Annotated in this window: 10 protein-coding genes; 6 read left to right on the top strand and 4 right to left on the bottom strand. The window is 53.6% G+C overall.

Annotated features, from left to right (window positions below; translation table 11 throughout):
• The first annotated feature begins 26 nt into the window (after positions 1–26).
• From rpoN to npr, 5 genes are all read left to right on the top strand, one after another.
• Positions 27–1,460 carry an RNA polymerase factor sigma-54 gene (gene rpoN / locus HVZ39_RS02425; protein ID WP_016154689.1) on the top strand — a complete coding sequence of 478 codons (1,434 nt, stop codon included), beginning with the start codon at positions 27–29 and terminating at the stop codon, positions 1,458–1,460.
• Between the two features lie 22 nt (positions 1,461–1,482).
• On the top strand, positions 1,483–1,770 hold the full coding sequence (gene hpf / locus HVZ39_RS02420) for a ribosome hibernation promoting factor (RefSeq protein WP_003025078.1): 288 nt from the start codon (positions 1,483–1,485) through the stop codon (positions 1,768–1,770).
• Positions 1,771–1,853: 83 nt separating this feature from the next.
• Entirely contained in the window at positions 1,854–2,345 is a 492-nt protein-coding gene (gene ptsN / locus HVZ39_RS02415) for a PTS IIA-like nitrogen regulatory protein PtsN (RefSeq protein ID WP_016154690.1), read from the top strand.
• A 45-nt stretch (positions 2,346–2,390) separates the two neighbouring features.
• Complete coding sequence (rapZ, locus tag HVZ39_RS02410; RefSeq protein ID WP_003025085.1) at positions 2,391–3,245, top strand: RNase adapter RapZ; 855 nt, start codon at positions 2,391–2,393, stop codon at positions 3,243–3,245.
• Positions 3,242–3,514: a PTS phosphocarrier protein NPr gene (gene npr / locus HVZ39_RS02405; RefSeq protein ID WP_003828770.1), complete on the top strand. Its 273-nt coding sequence runs from the start codon at positions 3,242–3,244 to the stop codon at positions 3,512–3,514. Before rapZ ends, npr begins: the two co-directional genes overlap by 4 nt.
• 86 nt (positions 3,515–3,600) lie before the next feature.
• Here npr and mtgA read toward each other — a convergent pair whose 3' ends face one another.
• The 4 genes from mtgA to HVZ39_RS02385 all read right to left on the bottom strand — a co-directional run bounded on the left by mtgA (position 3,601) and on the right by HVZ39_RS02385 (position 8,633).
• Positions 3,601–4,320 carry a monofunctional biosynthetic peptidoglycan transglycosylase gene (gene mtgA, locus HVZ39_RS02400; protein WP_181633188.1) on the bottom strand — a complete coding sequence of 240 codons (720 nt, stop codon included), beginning with the start codon at positions 4,318–4,320 and terminating at the stop codon, positions 3,601–3,603.
• Positions 4,317–4,970 carry an isoprenoid biosynthesis glyoxalase ElbB gene (gene elbB / locus HVZ39_RS02395; protein WP_016154692.1) on the bottom strand — a complete coding sequence of 218 codons (654 nt, stop codon included), beginning with the start codon at positions 4,968–4,970 and terminating at the stop codon, positions 4,317–4,319. The genes mtgA and elbB overlap by 4 nt, the downstream gene beginning before the upstream one ends.
• A gap of 229 nt (positions 4,971–5,199) precedes the next feature.
• Positions 5,200–7,536, bottom strand: coding sequence for an aerobic respiration two-component sensor histidine kinase ArcB (arcB, locus tag HVZ39_RS02390; protein ID WP_016154693.1), 2,337 nt, complete (start codon positions 7,534–7,536; stop codon positions 5,200–5,202).
• Between the two features lie 167 nt (positions 7,537–7,703).
• The gene (locus HVZ39_RS02385) at positions 7,704–8,633 is read right to left on the bottom strand and encodes a TIGR01212 family radical SAM protein (protein ID WP_049040958.1); all 930 of its coding nucleotides are present in this window, start codon (positions 8,631–8,633) and stop codon (positions 7,704–7,706) included.
• Between the two features lie 684 nt (positions 8,634–9,317).
• On the opposite strand from HVZ39_RS02385, the gene gltB reads away from it, so the two are divergent.
• Entirely contained in the window at positions 9,318–13,778 is a 4,461-nt protein-coding gene (gltB, locus tag HVZ39_RS02380) for a glutamate synthase large subunit (protein ID WP_049040924.1), read from the top strand.
• The last annotated feature ends 7 nt before the right edge of the window (positions 13,779–13,785 follow it).

Raw genomic sequence — 13,785 nt, 5'->3', positions numbered from 1 at the left:
CACCGCAGGAGAGAACAACTCTGAACATGAAGCAAGGTTTGCAACTCAGGCTTAGCCAACAACTGGCGATGACGCCTCAGCTACAACAGGCTATCCGTCTGTTGCAGCTGTCCACGCTGGAACTTCAGCAAGAACTTCAGCAAGCGCTGGAAAGTAACCCACTGCTCGAGCAAACCGATCTTCACGACGAAATTGATACCCAGGAAAAACAGGACAGCGAATCCCTCGACACCGCAGATGCTCTCGAACAAAAAGAGATGCCAGAGGAGCTGCCACTTGACGCCAGTTGGGATGAAATTTACACCGCCGGTACGCCTTCTGGCACCAGCGGGGATTACATCGACGACGAACTGCCTGTGTATCAGGGTGAGACCACGCAATCGCTGCAGGATTACCTGATGTGGCAAGTGGAGCTGACCCCGTTCTCGGATACCGATCGCGCAATTGCGACATCCATTGTTGATGCGGTAGACGAAACCGGTTATCTCACCGTAACCCTGGACGATATTCTCGAAAGCATGGGCGATGACGACGTCGGCATGGACGAAATCGAAGCCGTGCTTAAACGCATTCAGCGTTTTGATCCCGTGGGCGTGGCGGCCAAAGATCTCCGCGACTGCTTACTGATCCAACTTTCACAGTTTGATAAAGCCACGCCGTGGCTGGAAGAAGCGCGCCTGATCATCAGCGATCACCTCGATCTGTTAGCCAACCATGACTTCCGCACGCTGATGCGCGTAACCCGGCTGAAAGAAGATGTGCTGAAAGAAGCCGTCAATCTTATTCAGTCCCTGGACCCCAGACCTGGGCAGTCTATCCAGACCGGGGAGCCAGAATACGTTATTCCGGATGTACTGGTGCGTAAGCATAACGATCGCTGGGTGGTCGAACTCAACGGCGACAGCATTCCACGGTTGCAGATTAACCAGCACTACGCCGCCATGTGCAACAGCGCGCGCAACGATGCTGACAGCCAGTTTATTCGTAGCAATCTGCAGGATGCAAAGTGGCTGATTAAAAGCCTGGAAAGTCGCAATGATACGCTGCTGCGCGTCAGTCGCTGTATCGTTGAACAGCAGCAAGCCTTCTTTGATCAAGGCGAAGAGTTTATGAAACCGATGGTGCTGGCGGATATCGCCCAGGCCGTCGAGATGCACGAATCGACCATTTCCCGAGTGACCACGCAAAAGTATCTGCACAGTCCGCGCGGCATTTTTGAATTGAAGTATTTCTTTTCCAGTCACGTTAACACTGAAGGCGGAGGCGAAGCCTCATCCACAGCTATCCGTGCACTGGTGAAGAAATTAATTGCTGCGGAAAACCCCGCGAAACCGCTGAGTGACAGCAAGTTAACCTCTATGCTGTCAGAACAGGGTATCATGGTGGCACGCCGCACTGTTGCGAAGTACCGAGAGTCTTTATCCATTCCGCCGTCGAACCAGCGCAAACAGCTGGTCTGACCCAACCGATAAGGAAGACACTATGCAGCTCAACATCACTGGAAACAACGTCGAAATCACTGAAGCCTTACGCGATTTTGTTAATACAAAATTCGCCAAGCTAGAACAATATTTCGACCGGATTAATCAGGTCTATATTGTGTTGAAAGTGGAGAAGGTGACACATATCTCGGACGCAACACTGCATGTGAACGGTGGCGAAATTCATGCCAGCGCGGAAGGTCAGGATATGTACGCCGCCATTGACGGTTTAATTGATAAACTGGCTCGGCAGTTAACAAAACATAAAGATAAACTGAAACAGCACTAACTTGTCCGGGCAGTTAGCGGGTGCAGGACGGCCTGTTGTGTCGCACAACGGGCCATTTGTACAGTTAGCGCTTAGGTGAAATTATGACAAATAACGATACGACTCTACAACTGAGCAATGTTCTTAACCAGGAATGTACACGCGCTGGCGTTCACTGCCAAAGCAAGAAACGCGCGCTGGAAATCATCAGCGAACTGGCGGCAAAACAGCTCAGCTTGCCCTCTCAGGTGGTATTTGAAGCTATTCTGACGCGTGAAAAAATGGGCAGTACCGGCATCGGTAATGGAATTGCTATCCCGCACGGAAAGCTGGAAGAAGACACAATGCGCGCAGTTGGCGTGTTTGTGCAACTTGAAACGCCTATTGCTTTCGACGCCATTGATAATCAACCCGTCGATCTGCTTTTCGCCCTGCTGGTTCCGGCAGACCAAACCAAGACGCATTTGCATACGTTGTCGCTGGTCGCCAAACGTCTGGCCGATAAAACCATCTGCCGCCGCCTGCGCGCAGCACAGAGTGACCAGGAGTTGTATCAAATCATCACGGACACCGAAGGTGGACTGGATGAAGCATAACAACCCAATGGCATCCTTTTTTGTCGTTGTGAGGAGAAACAGTACATGGTACTGATGATCGTCAGCGGTCGTTCGGGGTCAGGAAAATCTGTCGCCCTGCGAGCGCTGGAAGATATGGGTTTTTACTGCGTGGATAACCTTCCCGTAGTGCTGTTGCCCGATCTGGCTCGTACTCTGGCCGATCGCCAGATTTCTGCGGCCGTCAGCATTGATGTGCGCAACATGCCTGAGTCCCCAGAGATTTTCGAGCAGGCAATGAACAATCTGCCTGAAGGCTTCTCACCACAGTTGCTGTTCCTGGACGCCGATCGTAACACCCTGATTCGCCGCTACAGCGACACGCGTCGCCTGCATCCTCTTTCCAGCAAGAACTTATCTCTGGAGAGCGCTATCGATAAGGAAAGCGATTTGCTGGAGCCGCTGCGCTCTCGTGCTGACCTGATCGTGGATACCTCCGAAATGTCCGTGCACGAACTGGCGGAAATGTTGCGTACCCGCCTGCTGGGCAAGCGTGAACGTGAGTTGACGATGGTATTCGAATCCTTTGGTTTCAAACATGGTATCCCAATTGACGCGGATTACGTCTTTGACGTGCGCTTCCTGCCTAACCCGCACTGGGATCCGAAGCTGCGCCCGATGACCGGTCTTGACCGCCCCGTCGCCGCCTTCCTTGACAGGCACACAGAAGTACACAATTTTATCTACCAGACTCGCAGCTATCTTGAGCTATGGTTACCCATGCTGGAGACCAACAACCGCAGCTACCTCACCGTAGCTATCGGCTGTACCGGCGGGAAACACCGTTCGGTGTATATTGCAGAGCAGCTGGCAGACTACTTCCGCTCACGCGGTAAAAACGTACAGTCACGCCATCGTACGCTGGAAAAACGTAAATCATGACCGTGAAGCAAACCGTTGAAATCACGAATAAGCTGGGTATGCATGCTCGCCCAGCCATGAAACTGTTTGAATTGATGCAGGGTTTTGAAGCAGAAGTTTTGCTGCGTAATGATGAAGGAACGGAAGCCGAGGCAAACAGTGTTATCGCTCTGCTGATGCTGGATTCCGCCAAAGGGCGTCAGATAGAAGTTGAAGCCACGGGTCCACAGGAAGTGGAAGCCCTGGCAGCGGTGATTGCCCTGTTTAATTCAGGATTTGATGAAGATTAGTCGAGTACCTGAAGCGCTGCGCTCATCAGGCCTACACGGCAACGTCACACTCCCGTAGGCCGGATCCGTATCCGGCAATAAACCCATTAATACAGCTTATTTTCCCGCATAAACGACTCACCGCCTAGCTGGCGCATTTGGCGCATAATCCACGCCTGACGGCTACGTACATAACCAGAAGGCGCATTCGCTTTAAAACGCAAAGGATTGGGTAATACCGCCGCCAGCAAGGCCGCTTCAGACAGACTCAGCCGACTGGCTGGCTTATGGAAATAGCGCTGCGCCGCTGCCTCCACGCCGAAAACCCCATCACCAAACTCAGCAATATTCAGGTAAACGGTCAGAATACGCTTCTTGCTCCAGACGGTTTCCATACCCAGCGTTAGCCCGGCTTCAAGACCTTTACGCACCCAGCTACGTCCATCCCACAGAAAGAGGTTTTTTGCCGTCTGTTGCGATAACGTCGACGCCCCGCGAATACGGTTTTCATTACGTTCGTTGTGCGCCAGCGCTTTCTCTATGGCGGAAACATCGAATCCCCAGTGCTCGGGAAACTTCTGGTCCTCCGCGGCGATCACCGCCAGTCCCATCCACGGTGAGATCTCATCCATGCTCACCCAGTCTGAGTGCGCCACATAACCGAAATCACCGGACAGCCATGCGCTCAGTTGCCGCTCGACCATCACGGCAGAGAAAGGGACTGGCATCACGCTGAAAAGTGCGATGCCCCCGACCCAGAATACGGCGAGGACAACGACCGCCCGCAGAAAGATACGTCGCAGAAAGGCGGTAACTCCTTTTCTCATTCAGCCAGCACCAGCACACGTGATACCAGTTTATCGATACCACTCGCGGCCTGAGCGATGTCCTGCGCCAGCATATAGGCGGGAGTGGTGACGATTTTGTTGTCTTCATCAACGACAATGTCATCAACCGGACAAGGCACATGTTCTGCGCCCATCTCTTCCAGCACCTCTGCCGTATCAATATCAGTACCGATGGTCAGACGTAGCGGAAAGTCAAAAATTTTAGGTAACATTGCAGGCGCAATGCACATAAATCCCAGCGGCTTACCCGCCTGATGCATAGCCACCGCCAGCGCAGCTAAGTCGCTATCAACCCGGCACTCACTGCCCTGGCTGGCAAAATTGCTCAGATTTTTGGCCGCGCCAAACCCGCCTGGCACGATCAACGCATCCAGTTCCGTTGAGACTGCCTGAGCAAGTGGGCGAATATCACCGCGTGTTATACGGGCGGCTTCAATCAGCACATTACGCGTTTCCTGCATCGGCTCGCCGGTCAGATGATTAATCACATCCGCTTGTTGTTTATCCGGTGCGAAACAGACGGCCTGAGCACCGTTGCGGGCAATCGCCAGAAGCGTGAGAACAGTTTCATGGATCTCTGCGCCGTCATACACGCCACATCCGCTGAGCACTACACCCACTTTTTTCATCGTGATACTCCTTTCTCAACTGGCTGAAACATATTAGTTATTATGATTTAAATGCTACGCTTCACACATTTAACTGATTCATGTAACAAATTATTTAAGATTTGCTATCTTAACTGCGTGCGGCCTGAAAATTAGGGCTGCGCCCTTGTAAACAATGATAATAATTTACGGCGCAGCCACGATTTCCCTGGTGTTGGCGCAGTATTCGCGCACCCCGGTCAAGCCGGGGTCATTTTTTTTCCACGCTCGCCACCCAGGCCTTCAATACCGCCACGTCGTGCTGCCACTCCTGCTTCATCTCTTCAATCCATTCAGCAACATTATCTTCCCAGGCTGGAAGGTCTGGCGACTGGATTTGCTGACCTAACTGTTGCAGGTGGCGCAGCCCCACGGAACCTGCCGCGCCTTTAATTTTATGGCCTTCCTCAACAACGCCTTTTTTATCCCGTGCGGTCAGATTGGACTCCAGCACGCTCAAATATCCCGGCATCATCTTCTCAAACACCGCCAGCCCGTCGGTTATTAACTTCGGTCCCACCAGCTCGAGGTATTGTTCCAACATAGGAATATCTAACAGCGCTTGCGATTTACTGCTCTCTTCAGATGTCACAGTGCTCTCCTCTTTGTTTCGGGTATCCCAGTATTTTTTGATCATGGCGGTTAACGCCGGAACCGACAGCGGCTTACTCAGCACGTCGTCCATTCCCGCGTCCAGATACTCTTTTTTATCTTTCAGAACGTTGGCGGTAAGCGCAACCAGCGGCGGCAGGTCCTCACGGGCGTATTTTTGCGTCAGCTCGCGCGAGATATCCAGACCGGTCATATCCGGTAGCTGAATATCCAGCAGCACCAGGTCATATTCGCCCGGCGTGAACATTTCCAGCGCGGCTTTCCCGGTCATGGCGACATCCACGCTGTTGCCCAGTTTTTCCAGCACTGAACGCGCGACAATAACGTTCAGTTCGATATCTTCCACCAGCAGCACATTCAGGGCTGGCAGCGGCATGTCGTCGTCTTCAAAGGCGTCTTCAATCTCTTCCGCTACCGCAGGCGCATGCACGGTCAGCGTAAAGATGGAGCCTTTGCCAGCCTGGCTGGAGACCGTAATATCGCCGCCCATGTTTTTCGCCAGACGCTTCGATACGGCCAGTCCAATCCCGGTTCCCGTTGCCGGTTTGCCGCCATTGCTGTCCTTCACCTGATAATACATGGCGAAGATTTTATCTTGCTCATCCTGCGGAATACCGATCCCGGAATCTTCAACTTCGAAATGCAGTATATTCCCCTGGTCATAGCGCGCCCGCACGGTTACCTGTCCCTGCTGGGTAAACTTCACGGCGTTGCTGATCAGATTCCACAGAATCTGGCGCAAACGCGTGCCGTCGGTAATGACCTTATGCGGTAGTGGTAACGTCGGCTCAAGCACAAAACGCAGCCCTTTTTGCTGCGCCTGCAGGCCAGAGAGGTTTTCCAGATCCGCCATAAAACTGGTGAAATCGATCGGCTGGTTATCGAGCTGAACTTTACGTCGCTCCATCTTATCCATGTCGATAATATCGTTGAAAATATTCCCCAGCGTCACGGCAGAGACGTGGATTGTTTTCAGGTATTTTTCCTGCTCAGCGGTCAGATCCGTATCCAGCAGGATCCGGCTTAAGCCGACAATGCCGTTAAGCGGGGTGCGCAGTTCGTGGCTGATGGTAGAAATGAAGGTGGTCTTATCGCGGCTGGCGCGCTCTAACGCATCCTGATAACGCTTACGCTCGGTAATATCGCGCCCAAAGCCCATCAGACCATGCCGCTTACCTACGCGGTCATAGTAAGGCACTTTGCGAATTTCAAAGCAGGCTTTGCGCCCGTCCGGATAGTCCAGCCACTGTTCGTAGGTGAGTGAGACGTTATGACGGAACACCTTCTCGTCGGTTTCAATGACCTTTTCTGCCGCCTCAGGGGAGTAAACATCAGCCGGTTTTAAATTCACCAACTGCTTTTCGCTCTTGCCGGTCAGCAGTTCCATGGCACGGTTACAGCCGGAAAATTCTTTATCTTCATTACGATAAAAAACCAGATCCGGCGAGGCATCAAGGAAAGAGCGTAAAAAGGAAGACTGCTGCTCAAGCTGAATCTGCGCTTCTTCGCGCTCTTTGATTTCAACCTTCAACTGCTCGAACGTATCCTGGCGCTCCGCTTCGGCTTTTTCGCGCTCAACAATTTCCTGATTAAGCTGGGCAATATTATCTTTTAACTGCACATTGAGCTTGAGATCGCGCTCGCGCATCTCTTCCAGCTTTTGTACCAGTCGTGACAAGCGTTGCCGGGACTCTTCCAGTTGCTCCACCACCACTGACAGAAAATAGACGGCCCAGGGGGTAATTAACAGACCAAAAAAGATAGAGCGGATAACATCAATGCTTTCTACCTGGCCATGCAGCACCATGGTGACAGCCATCTGCACCACAATCGCCAACACGACCAGCGCCAGCGCCAATAACAGCGAAAAGCGCACCAGACCCAATTTCATCATCAGGTCGACGTAATATTGCGCCAGCATACGGATTTGCTTCATAGAGGGTTCCTTCACGACAACTTGGCACAATAATACTCAATTCTCAGCGTGACGTTGAAGATTGTGCAAGAAATGCGGAGGTTATCGGTGAAATGACCGAGGAGAGATTCAACGTGGGCCTGATAAGCGTAGCGTCATCAGGCAAGCAGGCGCAGATTGCCGGATGGTTAGCTCCCAGGCTGAATCCACGGAGTGCCAAGCGCAGAGCCTTGAACACCATGTGCATTGAGATAGCGATCCAGTTCGACCATCCCGGTCCAGCGGTTTTCACACCATAGCGGAGCCAACAGCATTGGGCGACGCGCGCTGGCAGAGATTCGATGATAAATCACCTCTGGCGGCGTATGGCGGATCATCTCCCCGGCGGTAACCGTGTAGTCGTCCAGTTCAATTCCGTTCAGCCGTCCGGCTTCCCAGGCCTTTGCCATCGTACTGCCTTTCACAATATGCAGCGGATGCAGCTTAATACCGTCAACGCCCGTCTCCACCACTCGTTCCATGGTTTGCAGACAGTCTGCCTGTCCTTCTCCCGGCAGACCAACAATCAGGTGTGAGCACACTTTCAGCCCGCGCTCGCGCGCCAGCCGCGTGGTGTTCTGATAGCAGGCAAAATCATGGCCGCGATTAATCCGGTGTAGGGTTTTGTCATGCGCGGTTTGCAGACCGAGCTCCAGCCATACCTCATAGCCGAGGTCTTTATACTCACAAAGCAGATCGAGTACCGCATCCGGCACGCAGTCGGGGCGCGTCCCAACGCATAACCCGACGATGTTGGCCTGGCTGACCGCCTGTTGATACATCGAACGCAGCACCTGTACTTCCGCAAAGGTGCTGGTATAAGCTTGGAAATAGGCCAGATAGCGTCTGGCGCGATTGACCAACTGCGCCTGATGCTCAAGCTGCTCGGCAATTGAATGGTGCTGCTGTGCTTCATCGGCAAACGAGGCGACATTACAGAAAGTACATCCGCCGCGTCCGATGGTGCCATCACGGTTTGGACAGCTAAATCCGCCGTGCAGCGTGAGTTTATGAACCTTTTGCCCATAACGGCGAGAAAGATCCCCACCAAACATATTGACTAATTTCTGTAACTGCATAATCTGGTAGACCGCGCCTTGAAAAGAGGCCAAAGCCTGCCATTTTTTGCCCCAGTCGGCGATGACCTGGATCAATCGCCCTGGCGAGCCTTTATTTATTGCATAACAAATCAAAATAATCGAAATTCCATTCACTCAAAATATAATTACTTTTCCTTATATCCAGCTGTTTTTTTTATCTTCTTATACTCTCAGCGTAAAAACAGTATCTTTAAGACGCCAAAACTCTAAAAACCAGCATAAAATGCCAAGTATATCGATAAACAAAGGGAGGACGAGAGATATCCGGCCTCTCTTACAGTGAGACAGATCACACTTCCCAGGGCATCCTCCTCAGGTTATATCAATGTATAAAACCCTTTTATTTCAATATTTTCATAAAGTTAATTGCACAATAGCACATTTTTGCATAAATAAGATTGCCATTTGACCTGTGTGTGGATTCCCGATAACTTGGAAATCCGCTGGAAGCTTTCTGGATGAGCAGTCTGCTCATCATATTTATGCAGTAATTGAGATTCCCTCTGAAGCAAGTCCTCAAACTTGTTTGACCTGTGCGAAAAGGATAAAGAGGGCGAATGCGAGGTAAGTGTATGACACGCAAACCCCGTCGCCATGCTCTTGGTGTGCCCGTGCGCAACGGTCCAGATGGGAATCCCGCAGAGCCTGGGGAGGTTCACTGATATGTTGTACGATAAATCCCTTGAGAGGGATAACTGTGGTTTCGGCCTGATCGCCCACATAGAAGGCGAACCTAGCCACAAGGTAGTGCGTACCGCCATACACGCACTGGCCCGCATGCAGCACCGTGGCGCAATTCTTGCCGATGGAAAAACCGGCGATGGTTGCGGCCTGTTGTTACAAAAACCTGACCGCTTTTTCCGCATCGTAGCGCAAGAGCGCGGCTGGCGTTTAGCCAAAAACTACGCCGTCGGCATGATCTTTTTAAATAAAGACGCTGAGCTGGCAGCTGCTTCTCGTCGCATTGTAGAAGAAGAATTACAGCAGGAGACCCTGTCGATTGTCGGCTGGCGCGACGTGCCGACTAACGAAGGTGTTCTCGGTGAAATTGCGCTCTCCTCCCTGCCTCGTATCGAGCAAATTTTTGTTAATGCCCCTGCGGGCTGGCGTCCGCGTGATATGGAGCGTCGCCTGTTCATCGCGCGCCGTCGTATCGAAAAACGCCTCCAGGAAGATAAAGACTTCTATGTCTGTAGCTTGTCGAACCTGGTCAATATCTATAAAGGTCTGTGTATGCCGGCGGATCTGCCGCGCTTTTACCTGGACCTGGCGGACCTGCGTCTGGAATCGGCCATCTGCCTGTTCCACCAGCGCTTCTCCACCAACACCGTACCACGCTGGCCGCTGGCGCAACCGTTTCGCTACCTGGCGCACAATGGTGAAATCAACACCATCACCGGCAACCGCCAGTGGGCGCGCGCTCGTACCTATAAATTCCAGACGCCGCTGATCCCTGATCTGCACGACGCCGCACCGTTCGTTAACGAAACCGGCTCCGACTCCAGCTCAATGGATAACATGCTGGAACTGCTGCTGGCTGGCGGGATGGATATCATCCGCGCCATGCGTTTACTGGTGCCGCCGGCCTGGCAGAATAACCCGGATATGGACCCGGAGCTGCGCGCGTTCTTCGACTTTAACTCCATGCACATGGAGCCGTGGGATGGTCCGGCGGGTATCGTTATGTCCGACGGTCGCTTTGCCGCCTGTAACCTTGACCGCAACGGCCTGCGTCCGGCGCGCTACGTCATCACCAAAGACAAGCTGATTACCTGCGCTTCTGAAGTCGGGATCTGGGATTATCAGCCGGATGAAGTGGTTGAGAAAGGTCGCGTCGGCCCTGGGGAGTTGATGGTTATCGATACCCGTAGCGGGCGCATTCTGCATTCGGCTGAAACCGATGACGATCTGAAAAGCCGCCACCCCTACAAAGAGTGGATGGAGAAGAACGTCCGCCGTCTGGTGCCTTTCGAAGACCTGGCTGACGATCAGGTCGGCAGCCGTGAACTGGACGATGACACCCTCGCCAGCTACCAGAAACAGTTTAACTACAGCGCTGAAGAGCTGGATTCCGTTATCCGCGTGCTCGGTGAAAATGGTCAGGAAGCGGTCGGTTCAATGGGTGATGATACCCCGTTTGCCGTGCTCTCCAGCCAGCCGCGCATCATTTATGACTACTTCCGCCAGCAGTTTGCCCAGGTCACCAACCCGCCGATCGACCCGCTGCGTGAAGCGCACGTCATGTCGCTGGCCACCAGCATCGGTCGTGAGATGAACGTCTTCTGCGAAGCCGAAGGTCAGGCGCACCGTCTGAGCTTTAAGTCGCCGATCCTGCTGTACTCCGATTTCACCCAGCTCACCACCATGAAAGAGGAGCATTATCGCGCTGACCGACTGGATATCACCTTCGACGTGACGGAAACCACGCTCGAAGAGACCGTCAAAGCATTGTGCGATAAGGCTGAACAGATGGTGCGTAACGGCACGGTGCTGTTGGTGCTTTCTGACCGTAATATCGCAAAAAACCGCTTGCCGGTTCCGGCACCGATGGCCGTTGGCGCAGTACAAACACGTCTGGTAGAACAAAGCCTGCGTTGCGATGCCAACATCATCGTTGAAACCGCCAGCGCCCGTGACCCGCACCATTTTGCCGTTCTGCTCGGTTTTGGCGCGACGGCCATTTATCCGTATCTCGCGTATGAAACGCTGGGACGTCTGATCGACACTCAAGCGATTGCCAAAGATTACCGGACCGTGATGCTGAACTACCGTAACGGCATCAACAAGGGTCTGTACAAAATCATGTCCAAAATGGGCATCTCGACCATCGCCTCTTACCGCTGCTCGAAGTTGTTTGAAGCCGTTGGTCTGCACGATGATGTTGTGGCTTTATGCTTCCAGGGCGTGGTCAGTCGCATCAGCGGCGCGGGTTTTACCGACTTCCAGCAGGATCTGCTGAACCTCTCCAAACATGCCTGGCTGGCGCGTAAGCCTATCAGCCAGGGCGGTTTGCTGAAGTACGTCCACGGCGGCGAATACCACGCCTACAACCCGGACGTGGTGCGCACGCTGCAACAGGCAGTACAAAGCGGCGAGTACAGCGACTATCAGGAATATGCAAAGCTGGTCAATGAGCGTCCGGCGGCCACGCTGCGCGATCTGCTGGCGATTACACCTGGCGATGAAGCCGTAAGCATTAGCGAAGTAGAACCCGCAACCGAACTGTTTAAACGCTTTGATACCGCAGCGATGTCTATCGGGGCATTAAGCCCGGAAGCACACGAGGCGCTGGCCGAAGCCATGAACAGCATCGGCGGTAACTCGAACTCCGGTGAAGGCGGCGAAGATCCGGCGCGCTACGGCACTAACAAGGTGTCGCGCATTAAGCAGGTGGCTTCCGGTCGCTTTGGCGTAACCCCAGCGTACCTGGTCAATGCTGATGTCATTCAGATTAAAGTCGCTCAAGGCGCGAAGCCGGGCGAAGGCGGTCAGTTACCGGGTGATAAAGTCACCCCGTACATCGCCAAACTGCGTTATTCGGTGCCGGGCGTGACGCTGATCTCCCCGCCGCCGCACCACGATATCTACTCTATCGAGGACTTAGCGCAGCTGATTTTCGACCTGAAACAGGTCAACCCGAAAGCGATGATCTCGGTGAAGCTGGTTTCCGAACCGGGCGTCGGCACTATTGCGACCGGCGTGGCGAAAGCCTATGCGGATCTGATTACCATTGCCGGTTACGACGGCGGTACCGGGGCAAGCCCACTCTCCTCGGTAAAATACGCGGGCTGCCCGTGGGAGCTGGGGCTGGTGGAAACTCAGCAGGCGCTGGTGGCTAACGGTCTGCGTCACAAGATCCGTCTGCAGGTCGATGGCGGTCTGAAAACCGGCGTCGATATCATTAAAGCGGCAATTTTGGGTGCAGAAAGCTTCGGTTTCGGCACCGGCCCCATGGTCGCGCTGGGCTGTAAATACCTGCGTATTTGCCATCTAAACAACTGCGCAACCGGTGTGGCAACTCAGGATGACAAACTGCGTAAGAACCACTATCACGGCCTGCCGTTCAAAGTGACTAACTACTTTGAATTTATCGCCCGCGAAACCCGCGAGCTGATGGCGCAACTGGGCGTGAAACGTCTGGTGGATCTGATTGGTCGTACCGACCTGCTCAAAGAGCTGGAAGGGTTTACCGCCAAGCAGCAGAAACTGGAGCTGTCTCGTCTGCTGGAAACCGCTGAACCGCATCCAGGTAAAGCGCTGCATTGCACTGAAAACAATCCGCCGTTTGATAACGGCGTGCTGAACGCCCAGCTGTTACAGCAGGCGAAACCGTTTGTCGATGAGCGCCAGAGCAAAACCTTCTGGTTCGATATCCGCAACACCGACCGTTCCGTCGGCGCATCGCTGTCGGGCTATATCGCTCAGACGCATGGCGATCAGGGGCTGGCATCTGACCCGATTAAAGCGCACTTCAGCGGTACCGCAGGCCAGAGCTTCGGCGTGTGGAACGCGGGCGGCGTGGAGCTGTATCTGACCGGCGATGCCAACGACTATGTCGGTAAAGGCATGGCGGGCGGCCTGCTGGCAGTGCGTCCTCCGGTTGGCTCTGCTTTCCGTAGCCATGAGGCGAGCATCATTGGTAACACCTGCCTGTATGGTGCTACCGGTGGCCGCCTGTTTGCTGCGGGTCGTGCGGGTGAGCGTTTTGCGGTGCGTAACTCCGGCGCTATTACCGTGGTTGAAGGTATTGGCGACAACGGCTGTGAATATATGACCGGCGGCATCGTGTGTATTCTCGGCAAAACCGGCGTCAACTTCGGTGCGGGCATGACCGGCGGATTCGCCTACGTGCTCGACGAAGACGGTGAATTCCGCAAACGCGTGAACCCGGAACTGGTAGAAGTACTGAGCGTGGACTCGCTGGCTATTCATGAGGAACACCTGCGCGGTCTGATTACCGAGCACGTACAACATACCGGTTCTTCACACGGCGAAGAGATCCTGGCGAACTGGCCAGCATTCTCGGCGAAATTCGCGCTGGTAAAACCGAAATCCAGTGATGTGAAAGCACTGTTGGGTCACCGTAGTCGTAGCGCAGCAGAGCTGCGTGTGCAGGCGCAGTAAGGGGTAG

The sequence above is a fragment of the Citrobacter sp. RHB35-C21 genome (genome assembly GCF_013816515.1).
In the GTDB taxonomy this organism is placed as follows: domain Bacteria; phylum Pseudomonadota; class Gammaproteobacteria; order Enterobacterales; family Enterobacteriaceae; genus Citrobacter; species Citrobacter braakii.
The sequence above is the reverse complement of the archived record's forward strand: the minus strand, read 5'-3'. Positions and strand labels throughout refer to the sequence as shown.